Annotated in this window: 13 protein-coding genes; 3 read left to right on the top strand and 10 right to left on the bottom strand. The window is 50.8% G+C overall.

Annotated elements, in window-relative coordinates; genetic code table 11:
- Positions 1-1,020 precede the first annotated feature (1,020 nt).
- From JNJ77_16725 to JNJ77_16715, 3 genes are all read right to left on the bottom strand, one after another.
- Entirely contained in the window at positions 1,021-1,377 is a 357-nt protein-coding gene (locus JNJ77_16725) for a hypothetical protein (GenBank protein MBL8824232.1), read from the bottom strand.
- A 22-nt stretch (positions 1,378-1,399) separates the two neighbouring features.
- Complete coding sequence (locus tag JNJ77_16720) at positions 1,400-3,631, bottom strand: FdhF/YdeP family oxidoreductase (GenBank protein ID MBL8824231.1); 2,232 nt, start codon at positions 3,629-3,631, stop codon at positions 1,400-1,402.
- 155 nt (positions 3,632-3,786) lie between these two features.
- Entirely contained in the window at positions 3,787-4,332 is a 546-nt protein-coding gene (locus tag JNJ77_16715; protein MBL8824230.1) for an SRPBCC family protein, read from the bottom strand.
- 285 nt (positions 4,333-4,617) lie between these two features.
- Here JNJ77_16715 and JNJ77_16710 point away from each other — a divergent pair, with 285 nt between their 5' ends.
- Entirely contained in the window at positions 4,618-5,301 is a 684-nt protein-coding gene (locus JNJ77_16710; GenBank protein MBL8824229.1) for an HAD family phosphatase, read from the top strand.
- Here the strand turns inward: JNJ77_16710 and JNJ77_16705 are convergent, their stop codons facing one another.
- Positions 5,302-6,324 carry a glycosyltransferase family 2 protein gene (locus tag JNJ77_16705; GenBank protein MBL8824228.1) on the bottom strand — a complete coding sequence of 341 codons (1,023 nt, stop codon included), beginning with the start codon at positions 6,322-6,324 and terminating at the stop codon, positions 5,302-5,304.
- A gap of 202 nt (positions 6,325-6,526) precedes the next feature.
- Between JNJ77_16705 and JNJ77_16700 the strand changes: the two genes are divergently transcribed.
- Both JNJ77_16700 and JNJ77_16695 read left to right on the top strand, forming a co-directional pair.
- Positions 6,527-7,078 (top strand): GNAT family N-acetyltransferase, encoded by a 552-nt coding sequence (locus JNJ77_16700; protein ID MBL8824227.1) that lies wholly within the window; start codon positions 6,527-6,529, stop codon positions 7,076-7,078.
- A gap of 5 nt (positions 7,079-7,083) precedes the next feature.
- A complete protein-coding gene (locus tag JNJ77_16695; GenBank protein ID MBL8824226.1) occupies positions 7,084-8,340 on the top strand; it encodes an insulinase family protein in 1,257 nt (418 codons plus the stop codon).
- Here JNJ77_16695 and JNJ77_16690 read toward each other — a convergent pair.
- From JNJ77_16690 to JNJ77_16665, 6 genes are all read right to left on the bottom strand, one after another.
- The gene (locus JNJ77_16690; GenBank protein ID MBL8824225.1) at positions 8,320-8,895 is read right to left on the bottom strand and encodes a class I SAM-dependent methyltransferase; all 576 of its coding nucleotides are present in this window, start codon (positions 8,893-8,895) and stop codon (positions 8,320-8,322) included. The genes JNJ77_16695 and JNJ77_16690 overlap by 21 nt on opposite strands.
- A 183-nt stretch (positions 8,896-9,078) precedes the next feature.
- Entirely contained in the window at positions 9,079-10,614 is a 1,536-nt protein-coding gene (locus tag JNJ77_16685; GenBank protein MBL8824224.1) for a hypothetical protein, read from the bottom strand.
- Between the two features lie 623 nt (positions 10,615-11,237).
- Positions 11,238-11,762 (bottom strand): hypothetical protein, encoded by a 525-nt coding sequence (locus JNJ77_16680; protein ID MBL8824223.1) that lies wholly within the window; start codon positions 11,760-11,762, stop codon positions 11,238-11,240.
- A gap of 32 nt (positions 11,763-11,794) precedes the next feature.
- Positions 11,795-12,277, bottom strand: coding sequence for a hypothetical protein (locus tag JNJ77_16675; GenBank protein ID MBL8824222.1), 483 nt, complete (start codon positions 12,275-12,277; stop codon positions 11,795-11,797).
- A gap of 145 nt (positions 12,278-12,422) precedes the next feature.
- Positions 12,423-15,284 (bottom strand): calcium-binding protein, encoded by a 2,862-nt coding sequence (locus JNJ77_16670; protein ID MBL8824221.1) that lies wholly within the window; start codon positions 15,282-15,284, stop codon positions 12,423-12,425.
- Between the two features lie 163 nt (positions 15,285-15,447).
- Positions 15,448-16,371, bottom strand: coding sequence for a formamidopyrimidine-DNA glycosylase (locus tag JNJ77_16665; protein MBL8824220.1), 924 nt, complete (start codon positions 16,369-16,371; stop codon positions 15,448-15,450).
- Between the last annotated feature and the right edge of the window lie 24 nt (positions 16,372-16,395).

Genomic DNA, 16,395 nt, shown 5'->3' with positions numbered 1-16,395 from the left:
GGACTGGGCAACAACCAAACACAACTACTCGCTGCCATCGCCAACTATCAACTTCTGCTGCGACATAACCACCGCTGCGGAAACAACAACGGGCAAATACAATGGATCCTCGATGCACTCTGAATTACCGGACGGCCTCTATCGGTAGTCCGATAACCTGTGTTAGATTAACTCTACGTACTTTGCGAGCACAGGTAACCGGAGTGCCTGTTACCTGTGGCACGAAGTTTAGCGTTACCTGTGGTACCAAACAGCCATCAAACACGAATCGCAGCAATAAAAGCTGCCAACAAAAATACGGCTGCTGCGAGGTCTGTTACCTTTGCCATATTTTCTTTTTGGTTGCGATGCTGTTGTAGCAGATGATTGATTCCGGCCAGACCGTAGAAGATGCCGCCAGACAGGTTGGCAAAGCCCAACTCACGGACGACAATCAGTGGCTCGTCTCCCTTGAGGCCAAGGATTTACGGTGTAACATGGCTGAATCGTTTGTTGCAACCCAGCCACGAATAACCGGATTCCCACGCACCAGAAGACAACCCATTTACCAACCAGCAGCCAGGTCAGCCCGGTGTCACGAGTGATGGCTTCAGCTGCGATTGAACCAATAGGCAGGACGAACATGAGAAGAATGATGGTGGCGAAGTACACGATATGCTGCTCCCTGTTATGCACGACTCTTGAAGATGATAGCATTCCAGGAGGTTGAAGAGCATGGCTCGAAGACCAGCCCTGCTTCTTCGCACTGTAGCATCAAGCCTGGCTTTTTTAGCCCCCAGAATGCCATACGGTCTGGGGTGATGATTACATCTTCAACGACCGAGTCCCAGCCATCGTTGTCAACGAGATCACCGACTTTTGCAACTTCTCCAGTCGCATACAGAATTTCAGTCGGGTCATGAGGCACAACAATTCCTCTCTTCAACATACGATTACAATGATATCGTGTGTTGAATTGCAGACTCATCAAAAATTAGCGATGAAAAATACTTGGTATGATTTGAAGGCTATCTGCTCTTATCATGCGATCTCTGTGATATTTCTCTTGTATTCATCAAAGTCCACGATTTCTTGCTCAAACTGAGCATTTGTTCGCAGGACTTCTGCAATCTTCAAAATAGCGCTCTGGTTATTTGGAGCCGTGATAAAGACAATGTCCCAAATGTCTATCTTTATTGAGAATGGACCTGCATCACTGTTGAAGTCATACACAGCATCGTTGAGTGATGACAAAAGGGATAATTCGGAAGCCCTCCCATTCAATTGCTTGAGCACTTTCTTTAATTCGGTAGAGAAAGATTGGTCAGCAGGCTCGAGCTGAATCTCGATCAGAAGTTCCGTCGAGCCATAACCTGGTCGAACTCGGTATCGATACATTCTTCACCTTGGCATTCTGTGCCTATCCTCGTTTTCTCGTTTTCAGCCTCTCCCCCAACGCCTCCGCTGTCACCAAGCCACCTGTTTCCGCTTCCACCGTCACCGCTATCGACTTGAACGCTGGGGTTTTGGAATAGGGATCAACTCCGCTGGGAACCAGAATGTTGGCTTCGGGGAAGTACATCAGCGCGTTGCCGGGGCGGATGTCGAAGGGGCGGGCGAGGATGTTGTGCATCACGCCGGTGGCTGAGCGTACCGATACTTTCTGATTCTCACGCAGGCCTAATCTCTGCATGTCGTCCTTGCTTAGCAGAATCACGTCGCGGCGGTCCTGGCCTCGGTAGAGGTCTTCTTCTTCATAGACAACGGTGTTGAACTGGCCTTCGCTGCGGACGGTCATGAGTCGGAGGGTGCTTGGTGGCGAGGTCTCCCTTGGCAGCGGGGCAGGGTGGAATTTTGCTTTGCCGGTGGGCGTTGGGAAAGTGGGTGTGTGGATTAGTCGGCCGGGAATGTGGAACTCTTTCTTGTCGGCATCGAGCTGGGCGATGGGTTCCAGGCCGGGGATGAGGTCAGCCATCAGGTTGCGGACGGCATGGTGACTTTCCATGCTCTTCCAATCGACGGGAGTGTTGGAGAGTACTCGCTGCCCCAGTTCGCTGAGGATGCTGACTTCGCTACGGGCATCGGCCACTCGGCTGGGGCCGCCTGCTGACAGCCTCACGAAATTGAACATCGATTCCTGCGTCGTTGGCTGCGGTTCCTCGTCACGGGCCAGCACGGGCAGGATCATCGTTTCCTTGGCTAGGCCCCAGGCATGCGTGGTGTTGAGCGTCGTATTCATGTAGGTGATCTGCTGCAACTTACTCAAAGCTCGATGAGCGAAGGTGCTGTCGGGGTTAGAGCCGTAGAGGTTGCCACCGAGACAGAGTGCCGTCGTTAGTTCACCCTGGTCGGCACCGTGCATGCAGGCCATGGTGTCGAGACCGGGTTGAGATGGTGGATGTACGCCGAGGCGTTTCACCATGCGCTCAACAATACCGGCCTTGAGTGTAGGAGTTACGCCAACGGTGCCGATGCCCTGCACGTTGCTGTGACCACGGATTGGCAGCAGTCCTGCATGGGGCTTGCCGACCATGCCTCGGAGCAGGGCGACGTTAACGATGCTGCGAACATTATCGACGCCATGCAGATGGTGGGTGATGCCCATCGTCCAGGCGAAGATAGCCCTTTCCGATCGCAGATATCGCTGAGCCACTTCTTGGATATCTGCTTTGCTGATCCCCGACTGCGATTCTATGTCCTGCCAGGATGTGTTCCTGATATGGCGTGCGTACTCATCAAATCCTTCAGTGGCCTTCTCGATGAATGCGGCATTATGCTGCCTCTGTTCGAGAATAATCTTCGCCAGGCCAGTGAGGAACCCCACATCGCCGCCGATGTGGGGTTGCAAATAAAAGCTGGCAATGTCGCAGCCGAAGAGCATGCTGCGGATGTCGCTGGGGACTCGGAATTTCATCATCCCCAGTTCCTTGACCGGGTTGATAACGATGACCTGTCCACCGTTGCGCCGTACCTGCATCAACGAACGCATCAGTCGGGGATGGTTTGAAGCCGGGTTGCCACCGAGGAGCATGACGAAATCGGCATGTTCGAGGTCTTCGAGAGATACCGTTGCGGTACCGGTACCCAGACTTGCGGAAAGTCCCACCCCGCTGGCTTGATGGCAATAGTACGAACAGTTGTTGACGTAGTTGGTGCCGAAGAGCCGGGCGAATAGTTGCAGTAGGAAGCCTGCTTCGTTCGAGGATCGGCCTGAAGCGTAAAAGAAAGTTTTCATCGGCCCAGCTAGTTTGAGTTGTGCAGCAAGATTGCCGAGTGCATTATCCCAGGTGATGGGTTGATAGTGAGTGGCACCGACAGTAGCGATGACGGGGAAGCTAAGCCTGCCACAACTTTCGAGTTCACGCGGGGAGAGCGTCTTGAGCTTGGCGATGCTATACTCTTGGAAGAACTCCGGCTTGATGGCTCCCTGCATGTCGGAGATCATCGCCTGGAACGATTTCTTGCAGACTTCGGGGAAGTGTCCTGCTTCGTTGACCATGCCGCCGCGCTGGCCACCCATACCGACTGCACAGGTCTTGCAGGCATTCTGCGAGCGCATCGCTTTCCAGAATCGCCACCAGCCTACCTTGTTGGCCATGGTGAGCGAGTACTTGATCGCTCTCCAGCCGCCGCCAGTCTTCACTCGTCGCATGGGTGCTTCTGGTTTGTAGTCCTCACGCTCCGTCCTGAGGACGCGGTGTCAAGATAGTATCTCAATAAATGATGATACTGCAAAGGGCTATTATTGGGTTAGCGAGTAAGGTGCTAGGTGATTGCACGTTCTGTCATCTCGACGGAGTGAGATGACTACAATCCTGAAATCGTCACAGTTTCATTATACTTCGCTGCCAGGGCTTTCAGGTATTGATCGAGGTACATCGCCGGGTCGCCGAAGAGGTGGTAGAGACCGCGGAAAACAGGGTTGTTGATTTTGGCGGTTTCCGTGAGGGTAAGTTCGGTGGCGCCGTGAACGGGTTTCAGTTCGAAAATCCACCTGCCATCGAAGACTTTTTTCTGATCGGAGATGGTGCCGACGAGTTTGTAGGGCGGCTCGGAAACGGTAGTGATCAGCGTCATCGGTGGATTGCCACTACCTTTGTGTTTCAATTGCCAGGCAGGATTGCCGTCGATATCAGGAAGTCGTGTGCAATATTCCAAGTGAGGCTGCCATTCCGTTTCTTTTTCATGATCGTTGATGGTGTTCCAGAGTTCTTCAGCAGATTGCTTGAGTTGTATGCGGCGAGCGACGGTATGTTCAACCGGCGAACGCAGGCCGGCCACCAGGACGAAGAGGGCGAAGAGGAGGAACAGGCCGACGACGATGGCGATAATCCAAAGGATGGTTTCGTTCATGAGCAACTTTCGTTAGGGGACGACCAAGGCTCAAATGGCCTGCTTGATGGGTGCCATTGTTTCGCTGTACTCAGCGTAACAATGCCAAGTTTATTGTCATTATGGGCACGTTCATACATGTCCTTACTTCATCGCCTCGTTAAACCAGCACGGTTACGTCGAGTACGACGAAACCGTGGCACCCATCTCGAGTGCCAATTAGGGCTTGGAGATTCAGTGGAGCACGCACAGCGTACCCTACAAATTTGTAACATACCAGTTCACTATCAAACCGCTAGAGGCATCATGAATAAACAGGACGATCATGAGAAGGCAGTCATCTGGGACCTGGATGGCACGCTGGTGGATACTGCTCAACTGCACTACGCAGCCTGGCAGAAGGTGGCTGCAGAGTTGGGACATGAGCTGACTCATGAGCAGTTCAGTGCAACTTTTGGAAGAAGAAATCCGGAGATACTTGGCATACTGTTTGGTTTTGCCAGTAATGATCCCCGCATGGATGATCTAGGCGAGCATAAAGAAGTCCTATTCAGAGATGCTGCCCGTGAGCAAGGCGTGAAGTTGTTACCCGGGGCTATGGAAATCGTTGAAGCGCTTGCGGAGGCTGGTTTCCGTCAGGCAATTGGTTCTAGTGCTCCAAAAAAAAACATTGAGTTATTGACAGAACTGGCAGGTCTTTCGCCTTATTTACAAGCGGTTGTTTCGATGGAAGATACCCAGCGGGGAAAGCCTGATCCAAAAGTGTTTTTGAAAGCAGCCGGAAAACTAGCGGTCTTGCCTGGATGGTGCGTGGTGGTGGAAGATGCCGTCTTCGGCGTGCAGGCTGCTAAGGCAGCACATATGAGTTGTGTTGCTGTGCGGGGTGGCGGGCATAGCGAATGGCAAGCATTGCAGGATGCTGGTGCTGATCTGGTTGTTGAAACATTAACTGAAGTTCAAGTTGCTCGGTTTACAAAGCTGGTTCGGTAACTACGCAGCTTTCCGCTGCTTGGGGAAATGATGAACACCGGGTATCTGCTTCTCAACCAGGCCAACGCTTTCCGATACAAACGTCAATGGCCTGCCTTTGACTTCCTGGAAAATGCGGCCAATGTAGGCACCGACGATGCCCAGGCTGACCAGTTGCAAGCCACCTAAAAACAGCACTGCAATAATAATGGATGCATAGCCGGGCACAGGCAGAACACCATAGGGTTTGAGTTGTTCTGCAAATAGATAACGGATGAGTACGAATACTCCAGCCAGGAAGGCCAGGCTGGAACAGGTGATACCTAGCCAGGTTGCCAACTTCAGAGGCTTGGTCGAGAAACTGAAGATGCCGTTGAGTCCTAATTTAACGAGCTTGGAAAACGTATATTTCACTTCGCCTGCGGCACGTCCTGCTCGTTCATAAGTCAGGCCAGTTTGCCTGAATCCCACCCAGGCACGCAAGCCACGAATAAAAGGTTCCTGCTCATTGCACGAAAGCAGGGCTTGCACCACACGCCGATCCATCACACAGAAATCACCCGAATCGAGAGGAATGTGAATCTCTGATAACATCTTCAAGAACCGGTAATAGCAGAAGTAAGCAGCACGTTTCAACATGCCTTCTTTACGTTTGCGGCGGATCGCAAAAACCACATCATACCCTGCTTGCCATTGTTCCAGAAATTGTGGAACTACTTCGGGCGGGTCCTGCAAGTCGGCATCCAGTACTACTACTGCATCTCCCTGGGCATGCTGCAATCCCGTCCACAACGCCAACTGATGGCCAAAATTTCGAGACAGCTTGACTGCTTTCCACCGATGATCTTGATCATGGAATTGCTGCATCAGTTCCCAGGTTGCATCAGTAGATCCATCATCGATAAGGATGACTTCGTAGGCGTAAGACCAGTTTTTAACTTCGTTTTGTATCCGATCAAACAGCAGTGGCAGTACATCAGCTTCATTACAGCATGGAATAACCAGGGAAATTAATTTATGAGAAGTTACAGGTAATGTCGGCATTCAAATAGATCCCTGGAATTCACAGGCAAAGGCTGAACAAATCCAATTCACCCTGAGACGGTGGGGAACATAACGGCAGGGGCGATTTTTAGCGATAGCAATTTCGAGACTTCGGTATCCTGCATTCGCGCAGTTATGAAATTACTCTTGACGGATCATCAAGACTTTGACAACGGGTAGTGAAGGGTGTTACTCTTGTACCATGTCCAGCACCTTGACCTATCTCACCCGGCATCGCATGTCGATCAGCCTGCACCAGTTGCCGCCGGTGCCAGTGTTGCCAGAAGGGTACGTCTGGGTGCCTTGGGATAACGGGTTAGTTGATCTGTTTGCCGAGGTGCATTATCTCAGTTTCCGTGGAACATTGGATGCTCAGCTATTTCGTTCATTCTCAAAAAGGGCGGGATGTTGGCACGTCATCAATGAAATCAGGCTGCGTTCAGATTTTCTTGCAGAAGCGACATGGATGATAGCCAGTCCGGGGGGCTGCTGTGCGAGTATTCAGTCATTGTCAGCTTCTCTGGATGAGGGTAGCATTCAAAATGTTGCGGTAGTACCATCCTTTCGCCGACTCGGATTAGGCCGAGCATTGGTCTTGCAGGCATTGCACAGTTTCGCCCGGCTGGGCAGGAAAACGGCATCGCTGGAAGTGACCGCAGAAAACCAGGCTGCACTCCTGCTGTACCAGCGACTGGGCTTCCGTAAGATGAGTACGGCGTATAAAGAAATTCACAGCGATGAATCTGTTCTATGAAGGAAATGGTCTTGGCACATTCAAACGTTCGTCATCATGTTTTTCCCAATGGTCTGGTGCTGATTGCCGAGACTATGGATTATGTTCGAACTGCAGCATTTAACTTTTTGATACCGGCTGGCTATGCATACGATCCGGCTACACTGGCCGGCACTTCCAACTTGCTCTCGGGAATGATTACACGTGGCGCTGGGCCATTTGACAACCAGGCACTCATGCTCGAAATGGATGCACTGGGTCTGGATCGGGAAGAAAGCGTTGGCATGCTGCACACACGCATTTGGGGGGCAACGATTGCCAGGAACCTGCTGCCTTCGCTAGAACTGTATTCCCATGTGGTTCTCAGGCCACATTTGCCGGATGCAGAACTGCCACCCATTCAGGCGTTAGCCCTTCAGGATATTGAGGCATTGGAAGATGACCCCAAAGGCAAAACCATGCTGGAACTGCGTCGGCGTCATCTGCCTGCACCACTGGGTAATGATAGGCGAGGCACCCCGGAAAGCATTGAAGCCAACACCGTAGCCAACCTGAAGGCATTTCATCGACGCCACTTTCGTCCTAATGCCACCATACTCAGCGTGGCAGGAAACATCGACTGGCAAGCACTGGTCGACAAAGTGGGGCTGCTATTTGGCGACTGGTCGCCACAGCCTGAAGTTACACTCTCGCATTCGGCAGCGGAACTGGGCAAATCGCATCTGCAGAAAGACACTCAACAAACCCAGATTGGTCTGGCTTACGATAGCATCCCGGTTACGGATAAAGATTACTTCAATGCAATGGGTGCAGTACAGGTGCTTAGTGGCGGCATGAGCAGCAGACTGTTTACCGAGGTTCGAGAGAAGAAAGGACTATGTTATTCAGTTTGGGCCAGTTATCAGGGCATGAAGGACCGTGGCGTGGTACTCTGCTATGCAGGTACCACGAATGAACGGGCACAGGATACGCTGGATAGCATGCTGCTGGAACTGAAACGCATTGAAGATGGCATTGAACCAGATGAAGTGCAGCGTATCCAGGCGGGCATTAAATCGTCACTGATCATGCAGGAGGAATCGACTTCAGCACGAGCAGGGGCGATTGCTTCCGACTGGTACTATTACGGCAGAGTGCGTCCATTCGAGGAAATACAGGCAGAAGTGAATGCACTGACCGCTGAGAAGATTGTGGATTATTGCCGAAGGAAGCCACTGGTGAAAGGCACCCTGGTGACTATGGGGCCACGTGAGTTGAACTACTTATCTTCCAGCGTGTCGTAAGGAATTTCTTTTGGAAGACGATTTGATCAGGCGTTGAACACGGACTCCTTCGCGGCAATGAAAGGAGACCAGAAGAGAACCTGTTCCTGCATGCGATACGAAAAGCTGCTCCATGAGCGATTCTTCGCCAGGCCAGGGATAAACGAAAATCACATCGAAACTCTCTGGGCTGATGCCTGATTCCAGCATGTCACCTGGCCTGTTGGTCAGCCAGGAAGAACTTTCTTCTGTAGCCAGGAGATTCTCATTACCCGGCGGGATGAAACTGTCACAATAGAAACTGACATCGATGTCAAAATCAGCAGCTAACTGTTCTGCTTCCTCCACCAGCTTCTCGTCAATTTCAATGCCGATCGCATGAAAGCCACAAAGAGCAGCCAGGCTGCTGACCACACCGAAGCCACTGCCCCATTCACAAAACAGGTTGCCTGGTGCCAGATTATTCTGATTGATGTAATGCAGAGCCTGATAAACCTGCAAAAACTGACTGGCGACAAATCCTGGGATAGTGTTATTTACTTGAAATTGTTCTATCCGTTCATTGGCCTCATCCACAAATTGAATTATCGATTCTGGAATGCTGATACTGGAAAACGGAATTTTGATTTCTTGAAGTTTGATGGCGCACCTGCATGCATGTAGATATTGAATATTATTCTATGGAATTGAATATGTTAGCGCATCAAACAGAATGTAACCCCCTTACCCACCAGGGTAAAACAGTGAAGAAAACGAATCTCATTTCTCAAAACGCAGATGGCTGCCGGGCAGGGGAGCATCATGCATGGCAATCGTGCCATAGGTGAGGATGCCGATCAGAAAGGGAACTAACGCGATGAGTAACCACATCCAGGTGCCCATTCGCCAGGATGGATCCATGGCGCTGTTGCCTGGGTCTAGTATCGTTTCTTCAGTTGTGATGGATGCACACACTGTCAGCAGGGTAACCAGGCTAGCCGTTATCCAGAAAGTGATATGCACCCAAAGCGTTCCGGTTCGATTCATGTGAGGCATGGCCTGCATGAAAGCTGCAAGAACGGAAATCCACATCAGGAAAAGCAGCAGCCATTGTGCTTTGCCCAACGCAGTGCTTGGAATGATCAGTAATTTGCCTCGTCGATATAGCAAAATGGCAATCAATATTACCAGTGAAACCAGTCCGCCAATCAGAAAATACCAGAATTCCTGTGGCATGCCAAAGAGAGGTTGTCCTAACTGGTTGTTCTCAGCCAAGCGGCGGACATTCTTGAAAAAATTCAACCAGGGCATGATGATGAGCAGAAACACGAGCCCAATCAGGTGAATACTACCGGCTGGGGCATCTTCATCAGGAGGCTGGATACGTTTTCGCAACATCTGCAGAATACCTAGCGCGACGCCGAAGCCCATGATGAGGCCAAAACTCTGCTCCATCCATTTCCAGGCATCCAGCTTCAGAGACTTAGCCAATTCACCAATCGGCCCCCAGCCTGCGCGTCCCATCATGTTCAGTCCGTCGCCAATCGCAAAACCATATCCACCAGAAAGAAGGCCGACTAGAAACAGGTAACGAACTGCACGTAATCGGTTGACGTGAAGCCAGATGAAAAAGGCAATGGCCAAACCCAGGCAACCTGCCCAGTTGTCTCCACGTGGAGGAGTCATCCTGATTCCGAGAGTGTAAGTAAGAATAAAAAAGCCGAGCAACCACCCTACGGAGAGGGTGAACATCAAGCCAGCAGCTGATCGCCAGACTGGAACAACCATGCAGACAACAGCTACAATTGACCCGCTGCAGGCAGCAACCCAGTCAACATCCCAGTTTTTCAAGTACTCTTCTTGCAGCCATTCAGTGGTTCCTGTGTGGTCCAGCAGTTGCAAGGTGCAGAACAACAGAAACAATGGGCCGGCCCACTGATTCAGCCAACTTCGTTTCATCGTTAGCGACAGACCCAAGCATCCTGCTCCGATGCTTCCCCACAACGCTCCGATCAGGAACAGGCAGGCAAATCCGTAGACAACATCAGGCACCGAACTATGCGCGGTGTAGCCGATTACCTTGCCGTAACTCATGGAGCCGCCAAAGGCCCAGCCGATGGCACCTGCCAATGCAACGGGAGTAATGCGATTGAGCCAGTCTTTACGATTGCTGGCTATCAGAACCGACAGTGCCAGGAAGCAGCCGGGAAACATGGCGCCAGCTTCATGGCCATAATCTCCCCGAAATCCCCAGCCATACGACATAGCCAGTGAACATAACAGAACCAGTAGCCAGACACGCGATGTGGAGAGCATGCAGCAGGCTAAACGTGTTTCTTGAGGATGTCAATCAAGATTTAGACACGAATCGATCGGAAACAGGTCATGCAGGCGTCGTTTGAAATTTCATCCAGTTTCCCGACTGCAAACAAAATGACAGTTCGATTTCGACAAGTCAGCAATGAGATTCTGGTGAATAAGGTTTCAGACTCATTGGTGTAGAGCAGGTTGCAGCGAGAGTTCTTGCCAGGGAGATACTCCTCCTGTTTCAATACAGAGTCGATTCCAGCCTGGTGCATGGTTTGATCATACTCCATTCGCCAACTGTTGATCATATCTTCTGGTGAAAGATCATTCCTGTTGTCAAAGTCCCGTATGCTGAGAATGGTCGTGAATGCGGAATTCTCAGACTTGGCTGAGTAAGTCGTGAGTTGAATAGGTCCCAAGAAAGTATTGCTTGCAGAATGTGATCTGATTGGGGAATGAGGAAAGAGCAAACGAACACCTTCCGGGGTGCTCAGTTTTTTCCAACCTCGATATGCAGGGTACAGCAAGCTGAAGAGAGCCAACATGGGTATGATCCGGTAAGGGTTGAATATCAGCCTTTTCAAGGCTCAAAACCCAATACCGTTCACCTCTTGATTTGTGACAAAAGTAAATTATTTTCCCTGTTTGCGAATAGGGGTCAGCTTAAAGGAATCAAAAAACTGTTTGGTTTCTGGGGTCTCAAGATCTTCCAGTTTTGGGCCAGCAACCATGACTGAATACTGTCTCTGATTAAATACGTAGACCCTGGCACGGACAAACCCTGCTTCCTTAGCTTTAACCACAAATTCTCTGCCTGGCACTTTGTCGAGCTTGATATCCTTTTCACTGACCAGAGAACCACCAGAACGAGCCAGCGATCCTTCCCTGGCATTATCAAAAATCGTCTTGGCGGGTTGAGAGATATAAGAAAGTGAAAACTCACTGACAGTTACCAGGTATGATACTTTCCCCTCTTTACCTCGATGCATGCGTATGAAGACCGGTTTATCATCGGGTCCCTTGTCTTCCATGAATTTGCGTTCAGGATTGGGCATATTAACCTTAAATCCAGCAGTTGGAAGTGAGACTTTATTCCAGCCTTCTGGTAAATCATCCCTGGTGAAAGTGACTGCAAGCAAAAGAAGTATGAAGAGCACGTTTTGACTCCCGTCAACATGACTTCATCATACTACGGGTCCATGTTCAGATGCAGATATTTTTGACTCCGATCACGTTCCAACGAAGCATCCTCGCCCCATAATTCTGATTCAATGCGGTTGTAGGCTTTAATAACATTGCGTCGCTTCTCTTTGTCTGTCGGTAATTCGAGGAAGAGTTCTGCACACAGGTTTACTGGAATGGTGCCATCTCGAGGAGCATAGATAGCATACACCTTGACTGCTCCCGCCTGGTATAAATCATTGACAAATTGCAGCGTCTGGGCACGGCTGGTTTTCCAAAGAACGTTCGTGGTGTTTTTGGCATCAAGCCAGGCCTTGGCTTCTGCTGCTTTGTCGCCATCATCGAGTGCACCGGAAGCCAGTCGGGCATAGCGTTGATCGTCCTCACGATCAACCACTTTGCTTCTGGAACCTGCAGGCTGCGTCGCCTCCTTGCATCCAAAACAACAATTCAGGCAGATCAGAAGTGTGAGAAACCGGGTTGTGTACATAAACAATCCTTTTCGTAGTGCCAGGAAAGAGAAGTCCTGAATGTGATTCAGGACTTTGTAACAGCGTCTAGCACAAATAACCCCCTCACCCCCAACCCCTCTCCCTCCAAGGGAGAGGGGAGAAAACGAAGCTCAGTTTGAGTTATCAAGGAAGATAGATGAAACTATCCAGGCTGAAGGGGAACGGGGTGAAATCGGAGAAGAACATTTCTTCCGGGTTAGCGAATCGGAAAAAGTCTGCGCCCCATTCGCCGTACATGTAATCGGGGATGCCATCGAGTTCGCCACCGCCATAGAGTCGGTCGTCGCCATTGCCGCCGAAGAGGATGTCGAAGCCGTAGCCGCCATCGAGGTTATCGTTGCCGTCTTCGCCTCGAATCTTGTCATCTCCGCCTTCGCCATAGATCTTGTCCTTACCGTCGCCACCCCAAATCTTGTCGTCAGCCTTTCCACCACGGATGATATCGTTGCCGATGCCGCCATATATGTCGTCTTCGCCATCGTCACCGAACATTTCATCGTTGCCACTTTCGCCAGCTAGATGGTCATTGCCTTCACCACCATGCATTTCGTCTTGGCCGCTGCCGCCGTACAACGAGTCGTTCCCTTCATGGGCATAGAGAATGTCATTGCCATCACCGCCGCTGAGATCATCATTGCCGGAGTAGCCGTAGAGCTTGTCGTCTCCTGCGCCACCATTCAGATCATCATTGTCAGCGTCGCCAAATAACTTGTCTTTGCCACCATCGCCATAGATGGTGTCATTGCCATCACCACCATTCAAATTGTCATCGCCAGCATTACCATGAATGGTATCCTGGCCGCCGCCGCCGTAAACTAAATCGTTCCCATCATCGCCACTGATGTCATCAAGCCCGTCTTCTCCATGAAGCTCATCATTGCCCAGACCGCCGGTCATCAGATCGTTGCCTGAGCCACCCCAGAATTTGTCATTACCAGCGTCGCCACGCAGTTCATCGTGGCCTTCATCGCCATACAGATAGTCGATGCCGTTCCCGCCGACGACAAGATCATCTCCCGATCCGCCTGCCAGGGAATCGTCACCATCATCGCCATAAATCTTGTCGTTACCCTCGTTGCCTGACAGTTTGTCGTCGCCGAAATCGCCGTAAAGGGTGTCATCGCCCAATCCACCGGTAGCGGTATCATTACCTTTGCCACCCAGGCCGGTGTCGTTGCCTTCACCCATGAAAAGGTAATCGTTGCCCTCTCCTCCAGAGAGATAGTCGTTCCCACTGCCGCCATCGAGAATATCGTTGCCTGAGTCGCCGAAGAGCTTGTCATTGTTCTCTTCACCAACCAGCACATCATTCTGATTGCCGCCACGGAGTTCGTCGTTGCCAGTACCGCCGTTCAGCGAGTCTGCTCCATCGTAGCCGTAAAGGATGTCATCCCCTGAGTCGCCATCCAAAGTATCGTTGCCTGTTTCGCCATGCAGCTCATCATTGCCGAAGCCGCCGTGAAGTTCATCGTCATTTGCTCCACCATAGAGCTTATCGTCACCTGTTTCGCCGAAGCCTTTATCTTTTCCTGCCTGGCCGTAGAGGAAATCATTTTCTCCTCCACCATACATTACATCATCGCCTGCTCCGCCATACAGCGTATCGTTCCCAGGTGCGCTCAGTCGGCTACCGCCACCGAAGATGATGCTTAGGTCGTCGCCGTTGAGAAGGTCGTTGCCGTTGCCGCCTTCGAGCAGATCGTCGTGATCGCCTCCATGGAGGGTGTCATCGCCATCGTTTCCATAGAGTTTGTCATTGCCTGTGTGGCCATAGAGAGCATCATTGCCACCACGTCCGTAGATGGTGTCATCCCCGGCATTTCCCTTGATCGTGTCGTTGCCGTGCACTCGACCAGGCAGGACGGGGTCGCCATCAAGCGAATCGTTGCCATCACCACCTTCGATGGTGTCGTTGCCTTCACCGCCCTGAACTTTGTCATTACCCGCTTCGCCAAATACGGTGTCGTCGCCTGCTCCGGCATCAATGTTGTCGTTGCCTTCGCCACCATAAATGAGATCGTTCTCTCCCAAGCCGGAGAGAGTGTCATCTCCACCCATGCCCAGGAGATAATTGTTATTGTTATTGCCAAGGATGGTGTCAGCGAACGGAGTGCCGATGACAACACCAATGCCCTGATTGAGAATGGTCAGAGTCAGATTGCCTGGATTGACTACCTGTGGCTGACTGGTGCCCAGATTCACTTTGACCGGACCGACAAAGTCGACAAATGCCAGATCGTTAAAAATCAGGGTGCCGTTCTGGTCGGCAGTATCATTGATCGAGTCACTTCCCAGGTTGCTGCCACCAAAGAAATATTTGTCTAGTGAGCTGCCGCCAATCAGGGTGTCATTGCCCAGGCCACCTTCGTGGGCCGTGACATTGGCTCCACCCTTGGTGGTATCGTTGCCAGCACCGCCACTGAGAGCGATACCGTAAGCAAAGGCATCACCCACTACCGGCGAGCCAGATGCATTCAGAGTGTCATTGCCTGCATTGCCGAAAATGCGAAACTCTTCAAAATTACCCGCGATAATATCGACAGTATCATCACCATTGACATTAATCTGTGGCACGCCTGCGATTACGCCCAGGTCAATGGTGTCATCCTGTTTTGAACCTTGCAGTGCGAACATATCATGATCAGAACTGCCTGCATCCAGAATAATTTTAATGGGTTTGCCAGTCACCGGGCTGGAAAACAGTCCGCCGGTCTGGTCGATGGTGACGGCATCCGTTCCATCTCCAGTGATGATGCTGATCAAACTGGTATTGCTGACGGTGGCCCCGGTGGTAACACCATCCAGGAGAATATTGCCTGCCTGATCCTGGCTGATGACTGCTGCATCATCAAACGATGTGCCTTGAATCGTGAGCAGCTGTACAACCGGATCAAACAGCGATGTGCAGGATGGATTGGCACGCTGCTCGAGATATTCAAAAGAGAGCTTGCGATGATTCGGAAAGCGTTTGGACTTGCGTAGCATGGAATAATCCCCAAAGTAACCCAGGTAACCATGGGCTCTGTTAATGAAAAAAGACTAACCGCGATTGAATGCAGATTCGAATCGACTCTAGTTGCCAAGCACGGAATGAAAAAAGAAAGGCCGCTAGTAATGGAATAATTTTCACCAAAAACAAAATCGTTAATTATTCATCCTCAAAAAGCTTGTCTTGATACTCAAGCAAGTCGTTCAAATGCTTAGGCCTGTCATCTTTGAGTAAGCGCGACATGACGCGGTCTGCAAGTATTCTTCCTTCCGTCTGGCACCCTGGGCAGTAATTAGTCTCTTTCATTTCTGCATACCGGATACGTTGAATTGGCGCCTGGCATACTGTGCAAAGCGAACCAAATTTACCATGCACCGCCATGTCAGGGTGGAAAGCTGTTACTTTGCCTGGAAACTTGAAGCCATTCTCTTTCCTTAATTTGTTGGTCCAGTCATGAAGTACCTTTCTGCAGGTCATAAGCAGTTGATCAATCTGGCTGTCGTTCAATTTGCTGCCAATGGCAAACGGCGACATTTTGGCATGAAACAAAATCTCATCTGAGTAGGCGTTACCTATGCCGCTGAAGAGCGTTGGATCGGTCAGTACTTTCTTGATCGGGCGATTTCCGCACCGGTTCCGCAAATGAGCTTGAAACTGCTGTTCGGAAATATCAAAGACTTCCAGGCCTCCTGGATCATGTACTTTCAGTGCTGATTCGCCTTGAACCAGATGTAACGATGCACGGTGTCTGGTGCCAGCTTCGGTAATGACCAGTGTGCCTTCATCGAAGTAAAACGCAGCTAAGCCGTATCGACGCGACATGACAAACTGTGGAGGCTTCCATTGCAGGCGTCCTGCAATCATCAGGTGTAGAACCATCCAGTAATCTTCTTCCAGACCGATGGCTATTCGTTTGCCAATTCTGCGAAATTGTTTAACCCTGCGGCCCTCGAATGCAGAAACTGGTGGTTCGACAGTTTTCAGAAGAAACGGATGGTTAATACGAATTTTGAGTAAAGGCTTGCGTTCAATGCGATGCTGTAACGCCTCCAGATAGACAGTGATATCGGGTAGTTCTGGCATGAAACCAAGATGGAAAACTTTCGC

Source organism: Planctomycetia bacterium, assembly GCA_016795155.1.
Classification (GTDB): Bacteria; Planctomycetota; Planctomycetia; order Gemmatales; family HRBIN36; genus JAEUIE01.
The sequence above is the reverse complement of the archived record's forward strand: the minus strand, read 5'-3'. Positions and strand labels throughout refer to the sequence as shown.